The 21,216-nt window shown below is 69.5% G+C and carries 8 protein-coding genes; 2 read left to right on the top strand and 6 right to left on the bottom strand.

The window, feature by feature from the left end; all coding sequences use genetic code 11:
* Positions 1-20 precede the first annotated feature (20 nt).
* The 6 genes from NBRGI_RS19490 to NBRGI_RS19515 all read right to left on the bottom strand — a co-directional run bounded on the left by NBRGI_RS19490 (position 21) and on the right by NBRGI_RS19515 (position 17,747).
* Positions 21-836 (bottom strand): ABC transporter permease, encoded by an 816-nt coding sequence (locus NBRGI_RS19490; RefSeq protein ID WP_029898325.1) that lies wholly within the window; start codon positions 834-836, stop codon positions 21-23.
* The gene (locus NBRGI_RS19495; RefSeq protein WP_029898326.1) at positions 836-1,654 is read right to left on the bottom strand and encodes an antibiotic transporter; all 819 of its coding nucleotides are present in this window, start codon (positions 1,652-1,654) and stop codon (positions 836-838) included. Before NBRGI_RS19495 ends, NBRGI_RS19490 begins: the two co-directional genes overlap by 1 nt.
* The gene (locus NBRGI_RS19500) at positions 1,651-2,643 is read right to left on the bottom strand and encodes an ATP-binding cassette domain-containing protein (protein WP_029898328.1); all 993 of its coding nucleotides are present in this window, start codon (positions 2,641-2,643) and stop codon (positions 1,651-1,653) included. Before NBRGI_RS19500 ends, NBRGI_RS19495 begins: the two co-directional genes overlap by 4 nt.
* A complete protein-coding gene (locus tag NBRGI_RS19505; protein WP_029898330.1) occupies positions 2,640-15,833 on the bottom strand; it encodes a non-ribosomal peptide synthetase in 13,194 nt (4,397 codons plus the stop codon). Before NBRGI_RS19505 ends, NBRGI_RS19500 begins: the two co-directional genes overlap by 4 nt.
* Before the next feature lie 203 nt (positions 15,834-16,036).
* Positions 16,037-16,489, bottom strand: a complete 453-nt coding sequence (locus NBRGI_RS19510) for an AMP-binding protein (RefSeq protein ID WP_029898333.1) — start codon at positions 16,487-16,489, stop codon at positions 16,037-16,039.
* A gap of 163 nt (positions 16,490-16,652) precedes the next feature.
* Positions 16,653-17,747 (bottom strand): ABC transporter substrate-binding protein, encoded by a 1,095-nt coding sequence (locus NBRGI_RS19515; protein WP_228832637.1) that lies wholly within the window; start codon positions 17,745-17,747, stop codon positions 16,653-16,655.
* A 306-nt stretch (positions 17,748-18,053) separates the two neighbouring features.
* Between NBRGI_RS19515 and ctaD the strand changes: the two genes are divergently transcribed.
* Both ctaD and serB read left to right on the top strand, forming a co-directional pair.
* Entirely contained in the window at positions 18,054-19,796 is a 1,743-nt protein-coding gene (ctaD, locus tag NBRGI_RS19520; protein ID WP_029898337.1) for an aa3-type cytochrome oxidase subunit I, read from the top strand.
* Between the two features lie 159 nt (positions 19,797-19,955).
* Entirely contained in the window at positions 19,956-21,173 is a 1,218-nt protein-coding gene (gene serB / locus NBRGI_RS19525) for a phosphoserine phosphatase SerB (RefSeq protein ID WP_029898339.1), read from the top strand.
* The last annotated feature ends 43 nt before the right edge of the window (positions 21,174-21,216 follow it).

The raw sequence follows: 21,216 nt of genomic DNA on the forward strand, positions 1-21,216 counted from the left end.
CGCCGTTTTTCGTGAGCTGGTCACCTTCGGCTGGCTCGGCGGTAGCCGATGGTGGCGGGGATGGCGAAGAGGGTGATGGCGCCCAGGGACCAGAGGAAGGTGAGGGTCAGGGGGCGGGCGAGCGGACCTTCGAGGGCGAGGGCTTTCATGGCGTCGACGGCGACGGACATCGGCTGGTTGCGGACGACCGGTTGGATCCAGGTGGGGTAGGCGGCCAAGGGGACGAAACCGGTGCTGAAGAACATCATCAGCGAGGTGAGGATGGTGATTCCCTCGACCAGTGCGGCTTTGGCGTTGAAGACGGCGACCGAGGTGACCACGGTCGCGAAGGCCAAGCCGAAAAGCACCGGGATGAGCAGGAATACGAGCGTGGGCAGCAACCCTTGGTGGAAGCGGAAGCCGAGCAGGAACCCGACCAGGATGATGGCGAGGGTGCCCGCGAAGATCCGGCAGCCTTCGGCGACGATGCGGGACGCGAGTCCGGACGCCCGATGCACCGGCAGCACCCAGAAGCGGGCGAGCAGCCCGGCTTCCCGCTCCCGTCCGAGCAGCACCCCGCACGCGACGGCACCGGAGACGGCGCCCGCGATGGTGACCATCGGCACCGAACCATAGAGCGCGCTTTCACCGGTGAAACGCTGGATCTGCCCACCGACCACCGTCTCCAGCATGATCAGCAGCAGGCACGGGATGATCAGAGCTTCCAGCAGGGTGACCGGGTTGCGCGCCCAGCGCAGCAGCAGCCGTTGGGTCTGAATCAGCGTGTGCCGCAGCAGCGCCGCGGACGACGCCTCCGCGGCGCGGACGCCCTCGCTTCGATCGGCCAGCAGTGTCATCATGCCCTCCCTGCGCTCAACCGGATGGTCAGCGGTATGCACACGAGCAGAATCGCGGCGGTCCAGGCCAGCGACGGCCCCATCAGCGACCAGGTGACCTGGCCCGCGTTGCCCAGCGAGTCGCCGGCCAGCGCACGCAGGCCGATGACGAACTGCGAGACCGGCTGGTTGCGGACGAACGCCTGGACCCAGGCCGGAAACTGATGTGCCGGAGCCAATCCCGTCGACAGCATGCCGAAGATCAAGGGCGGCAACACCAATGCCTGCGTGGTGGCTTCCGGGCTGCGAGACAGGGTGCCGATCACGTCCGCGCCGAGTGTCAGCGCGGTGCCGATGAGCATCGACAGCAGCAGGAAGCCGAGGGTGTGGGCGGTGTCGAGATAGAACCGGAACCCGATGACGTGCCCGCACACCACGGCGGCGCACAGTGACAGGGCCAGCCGGAAGATGTTGCCCGACATCCGCGCCGAGACCGGCACGAGCCGGCCGACGGGCATCGACCCGAAGCGCCGGTTGAGTCCGGCCACGGAATCGGTGGCCGCGCGGAAAGCGGCCGAGATGGCGGTGAAGGCGGCGGCCTGCAGCACGACGAGCGGCATCATGAACTGCGCGTAGCTGCTGAATCCGGTGCCCGCGAAGGTCATCACCGTTTTCAGCGGAATGTAGAAGCCCGCGGTGAACGTCGCGGGCGCGAGGATCGAGGTCAGTACCTCGCCGGTTTTGACCGAGGGCACGATCAGCCGGGACGTGAGCACCCACCATTGCCGGGCCCGCGCCGGTGTCGCGCCGACCTCGGCGAGCCAAGCTCCGGTGGTCATGAGACAGCCTCCACGTCAACGGTTTTCGCCTCTTCGGTGGTGGCGAGATGCCCGGTCAACTGCAGGAACACGTCGTCGAGCGACGGCCTGCGCAACGCGATGTCGACCAGCTCCACCTGCGCCCCGTCCAGCCGCCGCAACGCTTCCGCGAGCGTCTTCGCCCCGTCGGGCGCGGGGATGGTGATGCGATCCGAATCCGGTGTCAGCGCGGCCCGATTCTCCGCGGGCAGCAGCGGCCCGAGGGCGGCCGCGATGACGTTCAGGTCGGTCAGGTCCAGCGGCACCACTTCGCAATAGCTGCCGCCGGTCCGGGATTTCAGCTCGTCCGCGGTGCCCTGGGCGATCACCACGCCGTGGTCGATCACGATGATGCGATCGCTCAGCGCGTCGGCCTCCTCGAGGTACTGGGTGGTGAGCAGCGTGGTGATGCCCGCCTTCTTGAAGCTGCGCACCAGATCCCAAACCCCTTGCCTGCTGCGGGGATCCAGCCCCGTCGTCGGCTCGTCGAGGAAAACCACATCCGGACGGACGACGAGGCCGCACGCGATATCGATGCGCCGCCGCATGCCGCCCGAGTAGGTGCCGACCCGGCGTCCCGCCGCGCCGACGAGATCGAACTCGGTGAGCAACTCGTCCGCCCGGGCCCGCGCGGCGCGTTTGCGCAGGCCCATCAGCCTGCCGAACATCACGAGATTCTCGTAGCCGCTGAGCATGTCGTCGAGTGCGGCGTACTGCCCGGTCAACATGATGGAGCGGCGCACGGCCGCCGGGTCGGTGACGACGTCGTGCCCGGCGACGAGCGCGCGGCCGCGGTCCGGGGCGATGAGCGTCGAGAGGATGTTCACCGTGGTGGTCTTGCCTGCGCCGTTGGGACCGAGGATGCCGAGGATCTCGCCGGGCGTCGCCGTGAAATCGACGCCGCGCAAGGCCTGCACGGCACCGAACGACTTCTCGATGCCCTCGACCACCACTCCCTGCTCGGAATTCATTGTTGTCCTTCCAGATGTTCGTCGAGCACGCGCGCGATGATCGGCAGCACGTGTGGTGCGGTCAGCTCGTTGTGGGTGACCTCGATGTCGTGGTTGACGACCGAACCGGTCGCGTACGGCCGCCAGCCGTCCGGTCCGACGATGTCGGAGCTGTCGACCGTTGCGCTGAAATACAGCAGGTCGCCGTCGAATACGGGTCGCTGATACCCCGCGCGGGAGCGGGCGGCCGCGTTGTACGACTCGGTCAGGCGCTCGATCATGTCCGCGTCGACGAGCGTGAGGCCGCCGAGCCGTGCGCGGATGCGCTCGGCCGCTTCGCTCGCGGTCGCCTCGGCGGGCACATCGTGGATCCCGAAGATCGCGCCGAAGCTGTTGACGAAGGCTCCCGCCGTGAGCTGTTCGACGTCCGAACCGTCCACGTCGGCGGTATCCGAATCCAGCAGGGCGACCAGGCCGACGCGGTGTCCGTCCGCCTGCAACCGAGCCGCGACGGCGTGTGCGATCACTCCGCCGAACGACCAGCCGAGCAGGTGGTACGGCCCGGACGGTTGCAGCGCCCGAATCTCGCGGACATACCGGTCGGCGAACTCCTCGATCGAGCGCAGCGACGGTTCGCGGCCGCTGAGGTCCGGCGCCTGGAGAGCGTAGATCGGCCGCCCCGGGCGCAGCACCTGCGCGAATCCCAAGTAACTCCAGGAGATTCCGGACGACGGATGGATGCAGAACAGCGCGGGCTCGGTACCGTCGCGCCGGATCGGCAGCACGACGTCCAGTCCCAGCGCGAAGTCCGGCGCGGGCCGGGCCGCCGCGGCCGCTTCCTCCGCCGCCGCGAGCTCGGCGGCGGGGGTGCGCGCGAATTCGGCTGCGGCAGCGAGCGCATCGAGCCACAGGCCGGCCAGCCCGGCGATCTCGGCGCGATGCAGCAGGGTCTGCGGGAACGTGAAATCCGCACGCAGCTTGCCGTCGACCACTACCGTGTTCACCTCCAGCACCGAGAGCACAGGCAGATCGGCATCGGCCGCGGCGGACAGCTCACCGAACTCGTCGGTCCGTGTCCAGCCCAAGCCGTCGAGTCCGGGCGGGACGTCGGACGGGGACTCGGCCCCGCGATAACGGAAGCCGATCTGTCCCGGCGCGCCTTCGGCGGCGCGCAGCCGGGCACCCGTCTCTGTGTTGAGGTAACTCAGCAGCCCGAACCCGAGGCCGTTGTCCGGCACTGCATTCAGCTGCTGCTTCACCGCGCGGATCGCTGTGCCCAGCGCCGGACCGCCCGCGAATGCGGTGTCGAGGTCGAGCTGCCCGAGTTCGAGTCGCACCGGGTAGTGCCCGGCGAGCGAGCCGATCGTGCGCGACAAGCTCGCACCGGGGATAGCGTCGCTCTGCCTGCCCCGTCCGGCCAAGCGCAGCAGCGTATCCGTGGCCGCCTCTCCGGATCGTGCTGCCCGCCAGCGCAGCAGCGCCACCGCGAGCGCGGTCAGCAGGACGTGCTCGGTCTCGGTCGCGAACAGTCTCGGCAGGTCCGCGCACACGGTCGCGGTGACCTCGGCGGACGTTTCGCAACGCACCGTGCGCAGCCGACGCGTTCGATCGACGGCGGGTTCCAGGGCCCGGCTGCCGATCAGCGGGTCCGCGCCGGCGAGCACACCTTGCCAATACCCGAGCTCGAAAACGCGGGTGGCGCTATGGGCTTCGTCGACGAGCGCATGTGCCCACCGGCGCATGGATGTACCGGTCTCGGCGAGCACCGCGGTGTTGCCGACGCGCACCTGCGCCCACGCCGCCATCAGGTCCGGCAGCAGAATCTCCCACGAGTCCTCGTCGATCAGCAGCCGGCTCGCCAGCACGAGCAGCCGACCGGCGCTGGTCCGTGCGCCGGCGTCGCCGACCGGATCGAGCCAGAGGCACCGCAGCACAACGCCGTTCGCCGGATCCAGCCGGTTGATCGGCGAATGCAGTTCGGCCAGCACGTATTCGCGCAGATCGACGGAATCGGCCGCGGCATCGAACTCGACCCGGCGCACCAGCGCGCCCACCTCGACCGAGCCGGGTTCGCCCACCTGCAACCGCCAGTCGCCGCCCTCGCGCCGCAGCCGTGCCCGGAGCATGTCGTGCCGGTCGATCACCGCCGCGAGAGTGGTGACCAGCTGCGCATGCTCGATGCCGATCGGCAGCTCGAGCGTCACGATACGCGCGGCGCGCAGGAAACCGCTGTCCTGCTCCAGCAGGTACCGCGTCGCCGGCGGGAGCGGCAGGTCACCGACGCCGCCACCGGGCAGCTCCGCCAGCGGCGCGACCGCACCGGCACCGTCCACGGCCGTGGCCAGCGCGGCGACGGTGCGGTGCTCGAACACCTGCAGCGGCGTGCAGTCGATGCCCCGCTGCTTCGCCTGGGCCACCAGCTGGATCGCGAGAATACTGTCGCCGCCGAGCTCGAAGAACGACGCGTCGATGCCGACCCGGTCGAGTCCGAGCAGCCCGGCGACGATCTGGGCCAAGGCTTCCTCGGTCGCCGTGCGGGGTGCCCGGTATTCGGTCTCCGCTGCGCTGAACTGCGGCGCGGGCAACGCTTTTCGATCCAGCTTGCCGACCGCGGTGAGCGGGATCTCGTCCAGGACGACGAATGCCGACGGCACCATGTAGCCGGGCAGCGCCTCGGCGGCGAACTCGCGGATCTGTGCGAGATCGAGTTCGACACCGGGCTTCCGGACGAGATAGGCGGCCAATACGGTAGTGCCGGCGGGCCCGGCGACGCCCAGCGTGAGTGCGAAATCGACGCCGTCCGCCCGCCCGAGCACCGCGTCGATCTCACCGAGTTCGATCCGTTGCCCGCGCACCTTCACTTGGAAGTCGGTGCGGCCGAGGTACTCCAACATCGGCCCGCCGTTCGGCGTGCGCGTATCGGCGGTCGTCCACCGCACGAGGTCGCCCGTGCGATACATCCGTTCACCCGGTGCGCCATAGGGATTCGTCACGAAACGACCGGCGGTCAGGCTCGGCCTGGCGTGGTAGCCGCGCGCCAGGGCGGGACCTGCAAGGTAGAGCTCGCCCGCGACGCCGATCGGGACCGGTCGCAGCCTGGCGTCGAGCACCATGGCGGCCGCGCCGCGAATGGGCGGCCCGAGCGAGACGGGCGCGCCGACGCGCACTACGGCACCGGTTGCCACGACGGTGAACTCGGTCGGTCCGTACAGATTCACCATCCGCAGACCACGGCGGTGGCCGCACCACCGCTCGACGAGCTCGGCGCCGACCGCCTCGCCGCCCACCGCGAGCACCCGCACCTCGGGCACGCCGGCGGGATCGATGGTGGCGAGCGCGGACGGCGTGATCATCACGTGTGTGACGTGCTCGGCGTCGATCAGTTCGGCCAGCGCACTGCCGCCGAACACCTCGGCGGGCGAGACGACCGAAGCGCCGCCCCAGCCGAACGCCATCAGCGCCTCGAGAATCGACGCGTCGAAACTCGGTGAGGCGACATGCAGTACCCGCGACTCCTCGTCCAGGTCGAGCAGATCGCCTTGGGCCGCAACGAAGTCGGCGATGCCGCGGTGCGTCACGGACACGCCCTTGGGGGTGCCGGTGGAGCCGGAGGTGTAGATGAGCCAGGCGGGATTGTCCAGCCGGATCGGTCGCGGCAATTCGTGGTCGCGCACCGCACGCGCGTTCGCGGCGGACCACCGCTGCACGACCTCGAGATCATCGAGCACCAGCCAATCCGTGCTGTCCGGCAGCAGGTTCCGGTAGGCCCGCAGCGTGAGTCCCACACGCGCACCGGAATCGGTGAGCATGTGGTCGATGCGCTCGATCGGGTGCTTCGGGTCGACCGGCAGGAAGGCCGCGCCGATCTTCGCCGCCGCCCACATGCCGGTGAGCAGGTCGGGCGAGCGCGGCAGGCCCAGGGCCACCACGGTTTCCGGTCCGGCGCCCGCCTCGAGCAGGAGGCGGGCCAAGCGATTGGCGTGCGCGTCGAGTTCGCGATAGGTGGTCGTGTCACCGCCCGCGACCACGGCGGGTCGCTGCGGATACCGGGCCACGGTAGCCGCGAGCAAGGCGGGCAGCGTTGCCGGCGCGACACTGTCGAAGCCGCGCACCGGAATCAGTTGCGCGCGTTCCTGGTCGTCGAGCAGTTCGATATCAGCGAGCCGCACGTCGGGCCGGGCCGGCACCGCGGCCAGGATCCGGCGCCAGCGGGTGACGAAAGAGGACACTGTCGCCTCGTCGAACAGGTCCGTCGCATAGGTCAGGACACCGTCGAGACCCGCCGGGCCGGACGCATCGAAGCGTTCGCGCAGATCGAGGGTCAGATCGAATTGTGAAGCGCGCCGGTCGAAGTCCTGCACCTCCACCCGCAGTCCGGGCAGTTCCAGCACCGGTTCGACGAAGTTCTGCAGCGACAGCGACACCTGGAACAGCGGGTGGTGGGCCGTCGACCGGGCCGGATTCAACGCCTGCACGAGACGTTCGAAGGACACGTCGGCGTTGGCGAACGCGTCGAGATCGGCCGCCCGCACCGCCTTCAGGAACTCGGCGAATCCGAGCCCCGGATCGACCGCAGTGCGCAACGCAAGAGTGTTGACGAACATGCCGACCAATTCGTCCAGCGCGGCCTCCCCGCGCCCCGCCACGGGCGTGCCGACGACCACGTCGTCGGTGCCGCCGAGCCGCGCCAGCAGCACGGCCAGGGCCGCGTGCACGACCATGAACAGGCTCACCTGCTGCGCCGCCGCGAATTCGACCAGGGCGCCGTGCAGTTCGGCCTCGATCGCGAACTCGACGTCGGCGCTGTGCATCGACTGCACGGCCGGACGCGGGCGATCGGCGGGCAGCTCGAGCACATCGGGAGCATCGGCGAGGGTCTCGGTCCAGTACCGAATCTGACGTGCTGCCAGGGAATCCGGATCGTTCTCGCTGCCGAGCACCTCGCGATGCCACAGCGCGAAATCGGCGTACTGCACTGTCAGCGGCACCCGCGTGGTGTCGGCCCCCGCCGCACGCTCGGAGTATGCGGCGACGAGATCGGTGGCCAGCGGCGCCATGGACGCGCCGTCCGCGCTGATGTGGTGCACCACCAGGACGACTACGTGCACCGCCGCGTCGGAACCCGCTGCGACACGGAACAACCCGACCCGCAGCGGCGGTTCGTGGCTGATGTCGAAGCCGGTGCCCGCGAGGGCATTGATCCGGGTACGCAGGGCCGCACCGTCTTCGGTGTCGACGACGACCAACCCGGGATCCGCCGATTCGGCGTGCATGATCACCTGGCGCGGTCCGTCCGCGTCGGCCGGGTAGATCGTGCGCAGGCTCTCGTGCCTGCGCACCACATCGGTCAACGCGTGGCGCATCGCGTCGACGTCGAGCGTGCCGGTGAGGCGCAGCGCGACTGCGATGTTGTAGGCGGGCGAGCCGGGGTCGAGCCGGTTCAGCACCCACATCCGCTGTTGGGCGGGGGAGAGCGGGATGCGGTCCGGGCGGATGCGCGGTGCGAGCACGAACCGGCCCGGCGCACCGTCGGTGGCGGGCACGACGCGGGCAGACAGCTGCGCGACCGTGGGCGCGTCGAACAGGTCGCGCAAGGCGATGGTCGAGCCGAGCGCCGAATTGACCCGCGCGACAACCTTTGTCGCGCTCAGCGAGTTGCCGCCGAGTTCGAAGAACGATTGATCGACGCCGACCCGCTCGGTGCCGAGTACGTCGGCGAACACCTCGGCCACCGCCTGCTCCACCGGCGTGCGGGGAGCCAGGTACGGCCGATTGGCGTCGGAGAAGTCGGGCACCGGAAGCGCTTTGCGGTCCAGCTTGCCGACCGGTGTGAGCGGAATCGAGTCGAGCACGACCAGGTAGCCGGGCACCATGTATCCCGGCAGCTCGCCCGCCACCCGCACGCGCAGCCTTTCGGTGTCCAGTCGCACGCCCGGGGCGGGCAGCACGTAGGACACCAGCACCGTCGCCCCGCCGGGCCCGGCGCGGCCGATCGTAACCGCGTACTCGACCTCCTCGTCGCGCGACAGCACGGCGTCGATCTCGCCGAGTTCGATGCGCAGACCACGAATCTTGACCTGGAAGTCGCTGCGGCCCAGGTATTCCAGTTCGTAGTCGCCGCTCTGCCCGACGACCCAGCGCACCATGTCCCCGGTCCGGTACATCCGTGCGCCGGGTGCGCCATAGGGATCGGCGACGAAGCGACCGGCGGTCATCTCGAAACGGTTGAAGTATCCGCGGGCGAGTGCCGGTCCGGCCAGGTACAACTCGCCCGCGACACCGACCGGGACCGCCCGCAGCCAGGTGTCGAGCACCATGGTGGCGGCGCCGCGGATCGGGCCGCCGATGGTGATCGGTTCGCCCGCGACGAGTTCGGCAGGCCCGGTCGCCCAGATGCTGAACTCGGTCGGTCCGTACAGGTTCACCATCCGCCGCCCGATCGACCAGCGTTCGATGAGTTCGGGGGTGGCCGCCTCGCCGGCCACCGCGAGCACGCGCAGCTGGTCGAGCCCTGTGGGTTCCATGGTGGCCAGCGCCGAGGGCGTGATCACCGCGTGGGTCACCCGTTCGGTGCGCAGCAGCTGTTCCAGCTCGGCGCCGCCGTAGACGTCCGGTGGCGACACCACGAGCCTGCCGCCCGCACCGTGCGCGGTGAGCAGTTCGAAGACCGAGGCGTCGAAGCTCGGCGAGGCCACCTGCAGGGCACTCGCCGTCGGATCGAGGGCGAGTGTTTCGCGTTGCGCGGACACGAGATTCGCGATGCCGCGGTGGCTGAGCAGCACGGCCTTCGGTTTGCCGGTGGAGCCCGAGGTGTAGATGAGGTAAGCCGTTTGGTCGAGGTCGATCGGGCCGCCGCGTTCGTCGTCGGTGATCGGGTCGGCGGACACGGTCATCACCCGGCGGATCGTGTTCAGGTCGTCGAGCAGCAGCCAGTCGATGCTGCCGGGCAGCGTCTCGCCGGTAGCGGTGACGGTGACCCCGATGGGCGCCTTCGAGTCGGTGAGCATGTGCTCGATCCGCTCGACCGGATAGTTGGGGTCCAGCGGCGCGAAGGCCGCGCCGGATTTGGCCAGAGCCCACACCGCCACCACGGATTCCAGCGACCGGGTGAGCGCCAGCACCACGAAGACCTCGCGGCCGACGCCGCGGCTCAGCAACAGCCGCGCGAAGCGATTGGACCAGGCGTCGAGTTCGCCGTAGGACATGGTGAGTTCGCCCGCGCTGACCGCGATGGCGTCGGGATCGATCGCCGCACCCGCGGCGAGGATCTCCGGAAGTGTGCTGAGCGCCAGCGATTCGGGCCCGTGCACCGGCAGCAGCGCCGCGCGCTCGGCCGCGTCGCAGTATTGCACCTGCGAGACCAGCGCCCGCGGATCGTCGGCGAGCTGGGTGAGCAGCCGGACGAAGCGATCGAGCAGCGGTCGCGCCGCGGCGGGCTCGAGCTGGTCGGCCATGAATTTCAAGGTGATCCGCAGGTTGTCGCGGCCGTCGTCGCCGCGCAGCGGAATGATCATGAGGTTCAACGGGTACGGCGTGGCGTCGGTGCCTTCCACCTCGAGTACCCGCATGCCCGCGATGTCGAGCGCCTGGGACAGGGCCTCGCGGTCGATCGGGTAGGACTCGAAAACCGTGAGTGTGTCGAACAATTCGGCGAGACCCACGGCCTGATGGATGGCCGCCAGGCCGACATGCTGATGATCGAGCAATCGAGCCTGCTCAGCTTGCAGCCGGGCGAGCAGATCGACCACCTTCTCGGCCGGATCGAGCTGTACCCGTACGGGCAGCGTGTTGATGAACAGGCCGACCATCTCTTCGACGCCGGCCAGCTCCGGGGGACGCCCGGACACGGTGCCGCCGAAGACCACATCGGTGCGGCCGGTGCGCATCGCGAGCAGCATCGCCCAGCTCGCCTGCACCAAAGTGTTGACGGTGGCGCCGGATTCGCGCGCGGCGGCTTCCAGACGGGCGACCGTGTCGGCGGACAGATCGGTGGACAGCATCCCCGTCTCGGTCGATTCGATCCCGGCCAGGGTGGGCACCGCGCGGGTGGGGGTGTCGACGCCGGCCAGCGACTGCCGCCATGCGGCGATCGAGGCGTCGTTGTCCTGTTCGCGCAGCCAGTCGAGGAATTCGCGGTAGGAGTGCGCGGGCGGCAGCGCCGTCGCATCGCCCGAGGTGACGTAGAGCGTCAGCAGTTCGCGCACCAGCAGCGGCGTGGACCACCCGTCCAGCACCAGATGGTGATTGGTCAACACGAACCGATACGCCTCGGCGTCGGTCCGGATCAGCGTGCACCGGATCAACGGAGGCTTGGTGAGTTCGAATCGGGTGTGCGCGTCGAGCGCGATCACCCGATCGAGCTCGCGCTGCCGCTGCTCGGGATCGGCGATGCCGGTCAGATCCACCTCGTGCCAGCCGATCTCGGCCGCGGCCAGCACGAGCTGGCGGGGGCCGTCGTCGGTTTCCACGAAGGCGACCCGCAAATTCTCGTGCCTGGTCACCAACGCTTGTGCGGCGGTGCGCAATCGCGCCGCGTCGACGGTGCCCGCCAGGGTGAGCAGGGATTGCACGGTGTAGCCGTCGGCGGTGTCCGAGTCGTACAGCGCATGGAAGAGCAGGCCGTATTGCAGGGGCGAGAGCGGCCAGACGTCGGCGAGGTCGCGGTAATCGCCCTCCCAGGCGTCGATCTGGGCCTGGGTGACCGGGACTAGGTCGAAGTCCGAGGGCGTGCGCCCGCCCGCACCCGCGCTCGTCGCGTGCGCGGCGAGCCCGCGCAGCGCCTCGGCCCACAACTCGGCCAGCTGGTCCACCTCTGCGGCGGCGAGCAGCCGGGACGCGTAGGCCCAGGTCACTTCCAGGCCCGCGTCGGTGCGCACGGCGTTGATGTCGACGAGCGCGGCCAAGGGCGCCCGATCGTCCTGTGTCGCCGTGAAACGTTGCGGCAGCCAAGGTCCCGTGTCCGCGCCGGTGGTGGCCCGGCCCAGATAATTGAAACTGATCTGCGGCGTCGGGCCGGCGGCGAGCGCCGCGGCGGACTCGGCGTGCAGATATCGCAGCATGCCGAAGCCGATGCCCTTGTCCGGCACCGTGCGCAGCTGTTCCTTCGTCGCCTTGATCGCCGCGCCTGCCGCGGCCCCACCGGCGAACGCCTCGTCCGGATCGATCCCCGTCAGGTCGATCGCCACGGGATACACGCTGGTGAACCAGCCGACCGTGCGTGCGACATCGGCGCCGGGCAGGATCTGCTCCGCCCTGCCGTGGCCTTCGAGCGTGAACAGCGTCGCGTGCCGGTCGCGCCACCGGCCGACCGCCAGCGCGAGCGCGGCCAGCAGCACATCGTCTGCGCTGCAATGGAATCGGTCGGGGGCGGTGGTCAGCACGGCGGCCGCGATCTCCGGGACGATCACCGTCTGCCGCTGGGCCATGGTGGCGACGACATCGACCTCGGGGTCCAGGGCAGCGGTGCCGAAGGCCGGGTCCGGCGTCGCCAGGATGTCCTGCCAGAGCGGCAGTTCGGTGGCGCGTTCGGCGGCTTGCTCGGCTTGGCCGTGCGCCCAGCGCCGGAACGAGGTGCCGACCGGCGCGAGAGTGCCGCCCATGGCGGCGGTCGCGAGGTCCGGCAGCAGGATGCGCCAGGAGACGCCGTCGGTCACCAGATGGTGCAGCACCAGCCAGAGCGCGGGCTCGTCGGCTTCGAGCAGTACGAAACGGGCGACCACGCCCGCCGCCGGATCGAGCAGGTCGGCCGCGCGCTGCAATTCGCGTTCGGCGCTGTCCGTGTCCGCCCGCACCGCCTCGACCAGGGACTCGGCATCGATGGCGCCCGGTTCGGCCACCGTCCAGGACCAGCCGTCGTCGGTCCGGCACAGCGTAGAGCGCAGCAGATCGTGCCGATCCAGCAGTGCCTGCACCGCCGCGATGACCTGCTTCCGCTCGAAATTCGCGGGCAGGCCGACGAGTACCGCCTGCGCGAAACGTGGCCAGGTATCGCCCTGCGCCAGCATGGCGTGCACGATCGGGGTCAATTCGACCGCGCCGACGCCACCGCCCGGCAGTTCGTGCACCACCTGTGACGGCACTTCGGTCGCGACGGCGGCCAGCGCGGCAACGGTTTTGCGCTCGAACACATCTCGCGCGCTGAGGCCGAGGCCCGCGGCCTTCGCCCGCGAGACGAGCTGAATGGAGACGATGCTGTCGCCGCCGAGGGCGAAGAAGCTCTCGTCGACGCCGACCTGGTCGAGGCCGAGCACCTCCGCGAAGAGCGCGGCGAGGGTCTGCTCGCGCGGCGTGGACGGTGCCCGGCTGACGAGCGCGCGGGTGCCGAAATCCGGTGCGGGCAGGGCTTTGCGGTCTACCTTGCCGAGCGGGGTTAGCGGAACCTGCGCCAGCACCATCACCACGGTAGGCACCATGTAGGCCGGGAGGGTCTGTCCGGCAGCCGCTTTCAACGCCTCCGGATGCACTTCGGCGCCGGGCCGCGGCAGAACGTAGGACACCAACGCGGTCGCGCCCGTGCCGGTCTCGGCGCCGAGGGTGATCGCGAAATCGATCTCGGGCAGCCGCTGCAGCGCCGCATCGATCTCGCCGAGCTCGATGCGGAAGCCGCGCACTTTCACCTGGAAATCGCTGCGGCCCTGGTACTCCAGCTCGAGCCGGTCACCGTGGCGGTGCCAGCGCACCAGGTCGCCGGTGCGATACATCCGCGCGCCCGCCGCGTACGGATCGGCGACGAACCGGCCCGCCGTGAGCCCGTTGCGCCGGTGATATCCACGCGCCAGGCCGGGGCCCGCGAGATAGAGCTCACCCAGGGTGCCGGGCGGTACCGGGCGCAGCCAGGGGTCCAGCACCACGGCGGTGACGCCGCGGGCCAGGCCGCCGATGGTGACCGGTGCGCCCGGCGTCATCGGCCCGCTGAGGGTCGCCGTCACCGTGGTCTCGGTGGGGCCGTAGCCGTTGAGCAGCGTGCGGCCCGCCCACTTGGTCACCAGCTCCGGCGGGCAGGCATCACCGCCGACGATCACCGTACGCAGATCGGGCAGGCTCGCCGGGTCCAGCGAACCGACTACTGCCGGAGTGACATTCAAATGCGTGACGCGGTGTGCCCGCAGCACCTCGGCCAGTTCCTCGCCCGCGTAGGCCGCGGGCGGCACGATCGCGAGGGTGGCGCCCGTCGCGAGCGTCACCAGGATCTCCTCGACCGAGATGTCGAAGCTCGGCGAAACCGCGTGTGCGACCACGGAGTCCGCGGTGACCCCGAATCCGGCCGCGGAGCCGGTGGCGAGGTTTGCCAGTCCGCGATGCGAAACCGCCACGCCCTTGGGCAGACCGGTGGAACCCGAGGTGTAGATGAGGTAGGCGATCTGGTCGATGTGCAGCGCGCCGGTGCGATCGGCGGCGGCCACCTCGGCCGAGTTCTGTTCTGCCACAGTGCGAGTGGTGTCCGCGTCGTCGAGGATCAACCAGTGCACCCGGTCCGGCAGCGCGGTCCGCGCCGCCGCGACCGTCAGTCCCGCGACGACGCCGCTGTCGCCGATCATGTGCTCGATCCGGTCGGCCGGATAGGTGGGGTCGATCGGGACGAACGCCGCCCCGGTCTTGGCGACCGCGAGGGTGGCCAGCACCGATTCCAGCGAGCGCGGGATCGAGATCGCCACGGCGCGTTCGGGTCCGGCTCCCGACGCGATCAGCACCCGGGCGAGGCGATTCGTGCGCTCGTCGACCTCGCGATAGGTGAGCGCGACGTCCCCGGCGCGGATCGCGATCGCCTCCGGGTCGAGTCGTGCTCCGGCCGTGAGGATTTCGGGAAGAGTGCGGGCGGCCACACCTTCGGCCCCCGAGGCGGGCACCAGGTCGGCCCGTTCGTCCTCGGACACCACCGGCACCGTCGAGAGCGCCGCATCCGGCCCAGCGGTGAGGAACTCGTGCAGGAAGCGCAGGAAGCGCCGATGCTGCGCGGCCAATTCGGTGTCGCTGTACAGGTTCGCGTTGGCCTGGAAATCGATGTGGGTGCTCTCGCCGCCCACGCCGGGATAGAAATTGAGGAACAGGTCGTCGATCAGACCCGAGGTCAGCACATGCAACCGCCCGGTCACCGGGCCGAGCTGAATCCTGGTGTCCACCATCATCAGGTTCACCGAGGGACCGAAGGACGCGGCCTCGTCCATCGACCAGCCCAGGTCGCGGAAGATGTCCTCCTGCCGGTACCGCTGCCTGCGCAGCGCGCTGGTCAGCTCACCCTGCGCGGCTCGGATCACCTCGCCCACCGTGGTGGCGGGGGTCAGCCGCAGCCGCAGCGGCACGACATTGGCGATCATTCCGCCGGAACGCCGCAGGATCGCGGTGGTGCGTGCCGAAACCGGCAGGCTCAGTACCACTTCGGCGGCGCCGGTCATCGCCGCCAGGTACGCGCCGAAGGCGGCGACCACGGTCGGCGCGACGCCGGAATCGGCCTCCTTGGCGACGGACTCCAGCAGGACCGCGGTGTCCGGCGGCAGCGCACCGGCGACGCGACTGGGATGCGCGTCGACCTCGGCGGTGCGGCCCGCGAGGCTGACCGGATCGGCCACGCCGTCCAGATGGGTCAGCCAGTGCTCGCGGTCGGCCGCGAACCGCTCCGAGGTGCGGTAGGCGAGATCGGCCTCGACGATCTTGCGCAGATCCTCGGCCTTGGCCGCGGGCGGTTCCTCGCCCGCGAGCGCCGCGTTGTACAGCTCCCCGGTGCGCTGCACCATGGTCAGCGCGCCCATGCCGTCCAGCACGATGTGATGGATGCGGGAGTACCAGTACCAGCGGTCCTCGGCCAGCCGCAGCATCACCACCCGGACCAGCCGGTCGCGGGTGAGTTCGAGCGGCGCGTTGTATTCCGCGCGCATCCAGGCGTGCGCGGCGGCTTCGGGGTCCGGCTCGCCGCGCAGGTCCAGCGTGATCAGGTTGTCGTCCAGCGTGGGGTCGACGAACTGGAACGGCTGACCGGCAACCTCGACCAACCGCAGATAGCCGGTGCCGAATTCGCGACCGGCCTGCCGGGCCGCCCGGGCGAGCAGGTCGAGCTCGATCGGGCCGCGCAACTCGACGTACTGGGCGATCGAGATGGGAGTGTCGCCGGCGATGTGCTGGGCGAACCAGATGCCGCGCTGGGCCGCCGAGAGCGGGAAGGCGCCTTCGGGCAGACCGGTAGGGGTCTCGAGGGGTACGAGGGAAGGCTGTTGCATGAATAGTCCTACGTTCTTACCGCTCACAGCTGCGCGGCTGTGACCGTCGCCCGGCTTACGCGGTAGTGGTAGTACCTGCCGCACAGCTTCGCGACAGGTTCATTCTGAACCGATGACGTGTGCACCGATGGGTGTTTGCCGACATGCGGTACCCGGACACGCGACAGGCGCGCCCGAACGACGTCGGACGCGCCTGTCGCAGCTCAGGCCGCGAGCGGGTGGTCGGCGGAGGTGAGCGGGGCGTCGGAGCCCGCGAGGTAGCGCTGCAGGGTCGAGCGGTCGTCGAGCACCAGCCAGTCGATCGCGTCGGTGAGCTCGCCGCGGCGGGCCTTGGTGGTTACCCCGACCGTGGTGCCGAGGGCGAACGAGGCGTCGCCGGTGGCCGGGACCGGGATGGCGCCGATCTTCACCGCGGCGCGCTCGGCGACCACCGATTCGATCTCGTCGTCGATCGCGATCGCGACGCGGGTGTCGAGGCCGGCGCCGAGCCCGAGCAGCAGCCGCCCCAGGCGGTTGGACCAGCGGTCCAGCTCGGCGTAGGTGAGGGCGCAATCGGGGGTGGACGCCACGACCGCGTTCGGATCGACCACGGCGACGGGCCGCGCGAGCGGCAGCAGGCGGAGGTTGTCGGTCTGCGATGCGGTCAGCGTGTACATGATGTCCGTCCCTCGAAGTCTCGGAGAAGAGGTTTCTTGCTTGCCTCTAAATCTCGGCTACGAGGGCGAACTTCGACAGCAACCCAAGCGCTGGACGCTGTCCCTCCCAGGGTGTGTGTTTTTCACCCCAGGGGGTACCGGGGTATCTGGTACGGCGCCGCGGTCAGTCGGTGACGAACCCGTTGAGGGTGCCGGTCAGATCGGTGAGCAGCGCCCGCGCGGCGGTGAGCCCGTTGCCGTGCCAGACGGTGTCCTCGACCGCGAAGACCCGCTTGTCGGTCGACGCGCCGAGATCCTTGAAGGTCTCCGAGCGCATCACCTGCTCGCCGTGCTTCTTCCCGTCCGCGCCGGCCAGCAGCACATAGATCAGATCGCCCTCGAGTTTGCCGGCGAACTCGTCGGGCCGCACGTCGAAGGTGGTGCCGCGCTGGGCCTGCGGGCGCTGCACACCGGCGTCCGCGAGGATCTGGCCCGCGAAACTGTTGCTGCCCTGAATCTGGTTGGCATCGCCGGTGAATCGGACCACCGAGGCCTGCGTCTGGCCGGAGCTGAGCACGTTGCCGGTGTCGGTCGCGGCGGTGCGGTAGTCCTCCAGCGCGGCGTCGGCGGCCGCCTTGCGGCCCAAACCGGCTGCGAGCGCGGTGAATTCGGCCTGCCAGCTGTTGTTCGCGCCGACCAGTACGGTGGGCGCGATCGCCTGCAACGCGTCGAAACTCGCAGTGGCCGTGGGGATGTCGCCGATGATGAGGTCCGGATGCTGCTCCGCGATCAGGGCCGGGTTCGGCTGGGCCGCGGTCCCGACGCCGGGGATCTTCAGCACGCCGGTGCCGAGATAGGCCGGCTGCGGGCTCGGTCCGTCGATGGTCACCGCGCCGACCACGCGTTCCCACAGGCCGACCGCGCAGGTCGCGTCCAGGGCGGAGGTGGTCAGCACCACGATGCGCTTCGGGTCGGCGGGCACCTCCGAGACGCCCGCGGCGTGGGTCACCGTGCGGGTGCTGCCGTTGGCCGGATCGGGTGCGCTCGGCAGCGGGCACGCGCGTGTGGTGTCACGTTCCAGCCCCACCACGCCCGCGCCCGCGATATTGGTCGTGGTGCGCACGATGGTGCTCGCGTCGTCGGTCTTGCTGCACCCCGCCGCGACGACGGTGGCGGCCAGCGCGACGACGGCGGCCAGCCGGCGCCGCGCCACGCGGGCGGTGCCGGATCCTGGAGTAGCTGTGCGGTTTCGGGTACGAACGAAGGCGCTCAGCGGCATGCGGGTGAGGGTACATGCGCCGGCCGGTTCGGCGGGGGAGAGGTCACCGCCGCCGCGTGCCGCCCGGCGGGCCTCGGTCGCCGCAGGGCGAACTCATCGGTAGCGTGTTGTGCGGACAGGTCGGTCCGCCGGACCAGCGCTGTGCCCATCAACGAAATACGACACAGAGTAGGACCCGTGCGGATTGCTGCGGCAGCACGGTTTACGATTCCAGAAGCGCAAGCGAACTGTCGTCTGTTCCGACCCGGGGATGGATGCAAGCAGCGGAGCCTGCGGAGCGACCTAAAGGCACCTTCAGGAGGATCAGTGACTGCGGTAGAGCCCCAGCCAGTCCAGCAGTTGGAAGCGACTCGGCCGTATCCGGCACGGACCGGGCCGAAGGGTTCTTTTCTCTACAAGATGGTCACCACCACCGACCCCAAGGTGCTCGGTGTCATGTACCTGGTGACCGCGATGAGCTTCTTCCTCATCGGTGGTCTGATGGCGCTGATGATGCGCGCCGAACTGGCCCGCCCCGGTCTGCAGTTCCTCTCGCCCGAGCAGTTCAACCAGCTGTTCACCATGCACGGCACGATCATGCTGCTGTTCTACGCGACCGCGATCGTGTTCGGCTTCGCGAACATCGTGCTGCCGCTGCAGATCGGCGCCCCCGACGTCGCCTTCCCGCGGCTGAACGCGTTCAGCTACTGGCTGTACCTGTTCGGCGGCACGATGGCGACCGCGGGCTTCATCACCCCCGGCGGCGCCGCCGACTTCGGTTGGACCGCTTACACCCCGCTCACCGACATCCTGCATTCGCCCGGCGTCGGCGCGGACCTGTGGATCCTCGGTCTGGCGGTCTCGGGTCTGGGCACCATCCTCGGTGGCGTCAACATGCTGACCACCGTCGTCTGCCTGCGGGCCCCCGGTATGACCATGTTCCGGTTGCCGATCTTCACCTGGAACATCGCCGTCACCAGCGTGCTTGTCCTGCTTGCCTTCCCGCTGCTCACCGCCGCGCTGTTCGGCCTGGCCTACGACCGGCACCTCGGCGGCCACATCTACGACCCGGCCACCGGCGGCGTGCTGCTCTACCAGCACCTGTTCTGGTTCTTCGGCCACCCCGAGGTGTACATCATCGCGCTGCCGTTCTTCGGCATCGTCTCCGAGATCTTCCCGGTCTTCTCGCGTAAGCCGATCTTCGGTTACACCACGCTGGTCTACGCGACGCTCGGCATCGCCGCGCTCTCGATCGCGGTGTGGGCGCACCACATGTACGCCACCGGCGCCGTGCTGCTGCCGTACTTCTCGTTCATGACCTTCTTGATCGCCGTGCCGACCGGTGTGAAGTTCTTCAACTGGATCGGCACCATGTGGCGTGGTCAGCTGACCTTCGAGACACCGATGCTGTGGTCGATCGGCTTCCTGGTGACCTTCCTCTTCGGCGGCCTGTCCGGCGTCATCCTGGCCTCGCCGCCGCTGGACTTCCACGTCACCGACTCGTACTTCGTGGTCGCGCACTTCCACTACGTGCTCTTCGGCACCATCGTGTTCGCCACCTTCGCCGGCATCTACTTCTGGTTCCCGAAGATCACCGGCCGGATGATGGACGAGCGCCTGGGCAAGTGGCACTTCTGGACCACCTTCGTCGGCTTCCACACCACCTTCCTCGTCCAGCACTGGCTGGGCGCCGAAGGTATGCCGCGCCGCTACGCCGACTACCTGCCCAGCGACGGATTCACCACGCTGAACACGATTTCCACCATCGGCGCGTTCATCCTCGGCGCCTCGATGCTGCCGTTCGTATGGAACGTCTTCAAGAGCTTCCGCTACGGCGAGGTCGTCACCGTGGACGATCCGTGGGGCTACGGCAACTCGCTGGAGTGGGCCACCACTTGCCCGCCGCCGCGGCACAACTTCTACGAGCTGCCGCGGATCCGGTCCGAGCGTCCCGCCTTCGAGCTGCACTACCCGCACATGGTCGAGCGGATGCGGGCCGAGGCGCACGTGGGCTGGGGTTCGGGCAAGCACGCCCACGATGTCCACGAGGGCGCGGTCGCGACCAAGTAGGCATCAGAATTACGACGTCGAGTGTGCACCTGCTGGTGACAGCAGGTGCACACTCGTTTCTGCGGGAGCTCGCGCTCACCGCAGGGCACCATCGCCCGGAGCGACGTGACAACGAGGTCAAGCACAGCGACGGCGTACCACGACCCTGGAGCACATCAGTTGACCGACACCACCGTTCTCGTCACCGTCACCGGACCCGACCGTCCCGGTGTGACGTCCGTGCTGCTCGCCGCGATGTCCCGGCACCACGTGGACCTGCTCGATGTCGAGCAGGTGGTGATCCGCGGCCGGCTGACGCTCGGCGTGCTGGTCACCTGCCCGGGTGACGCCGAGTCACTGCAGGACGAGCTCGAAGAAGCGATGAACACCGTCGGCATGCACGTCGATGTCGAGGTGGACGCGGAGATCGGCAGGCAACCGATGTCCACCCACGCGGTGGTGATCCTGGGCGCCCCGGTCACCGCGCACGCGTTCAGCGCGGTGTCGCGGCAGCTCGCCGCGCTGGGCGCGAACATCGACACCATTCGCGGCATCGCCGACTACCCGGTCACCGGAATGGAATTGCTGGTCACCGCGACCGATACCGGGGCCGACACCGACTCGCGACTGCGTACCGCACTGGCCGAGATCGCGGTAGCCGAGCAGGTCGACGTCGCGGTCGAGCGGGCCGGGCTGGCCCGGCGGGCCAAGCGCCTCATCGTCTTCGACGTCGACTCGACGCTGATCCAGGGCGAGGTGATCGAGATGCTCGCCGCGCACGCGGGCGTCGAGGAGGAGGTCCGCAAGGTCACCGAATCCGCGATGGCAGGTGAGATCGACTTCGCCGAATCGCTGCGCCAGCGCGTCGCGACCCTGGCCGGCCTGGACGAGTCGGTGATCGACGAGGTGGCCGATCGGATCGAGCTGACGCCCGGCGCCCGCACCACCATTCGCACGCTGCGCCGGCTCGGCTTCCGCTGCGGTGTGGTGTCGGGCGGGTTCCGTCAGGTGATCGAGCCGCTCGCGCACGAGCTGGAACTGGATTTCGTGCAGGCCAACACCTTGGAGATCATCGGCGGCAAGCTGACCGGTCGCGTGGTCGGCGAGATCGTCGACCGGGCCGCCAAGGCGACCGCACTGCGCAAGTTCGCCGCCGAGGCGGGCGTGCCGATGGAACAGACCGTCGCGGTCGGCGACGGCGCCAACGACATCGACATGCTCAATGCCGCGGGACTGGGCGTCGCGTTCAACGCCAAGCCCGCGCTGCGCGAGGTCGCCGACGCGGCGCTGTCGCATCCCTTCCTGGACGCGGTGCTGTACGTCCTCGGCGTCACCCGGCACGAGGTCGAGGCCGCCGATGCCCGGGACGGATTGCTCAGGCGCGTGCCGCTGGGCTGAGCGGCGGGTAGCCCGGTGTCGATGTCCGGCTCGGGTCGGCGTC

It is taken from the genome of Nocardia brasiliensis IFM 10847 (genome assembly GCF_000710915.1).
Lineage (GTDB): Bacteria > Actinomycetota > Actinomycetes > Mycobacteriales > Mycobacteriaceae > Nocardia > Nocardia brasiliensis_A.

Coding starts and splice junctions, on each gene's coding strand:
- NBRGI_RS19510 (WP_029898333.1), bottom strand. CDS start 16,489: ATGTACACGCTGACCGCATCGCAGACCGACAACCTCCGCCTGCTGCCG.
- NBRGI_RS19495 (WP_029898326.1), bottom strand. CDS start 1,654: ATGACCACCGGAGCTTGGCTCGCCGAGGTCGGCGCGACACCGGCGCGG.
- NBRGI_RS19505 (WP_029898330.1), bottom strand. CDS start 15,833: ATGCAACAGCCTTCCCTCGTACCCCTCGAGACCCCTACCGGTCTGCCC.
- NBRGI_RS19515 (WP_228832637.1), bottom strand. CDS start 17,747: ATGCCGCTGAGCGCCTTCGTTCGTACCCGAAACCGCACAGCTACTCCA.
- NBRGI_RS19500 (WP_029898328.1), bottom strand. CDS start 2,643: ATGAATTCCGAGCAGGGAGTGGTGGTCGAGGGCATCGAGAAGTCGTTC.
- NBRGI_RS19490 (WP_029898325.1), bottom strand. CDS start 836: ATGACACTGCTGGCCGATCGAAGCGAGGGCGTCCGCGCCGCGGAGGCG.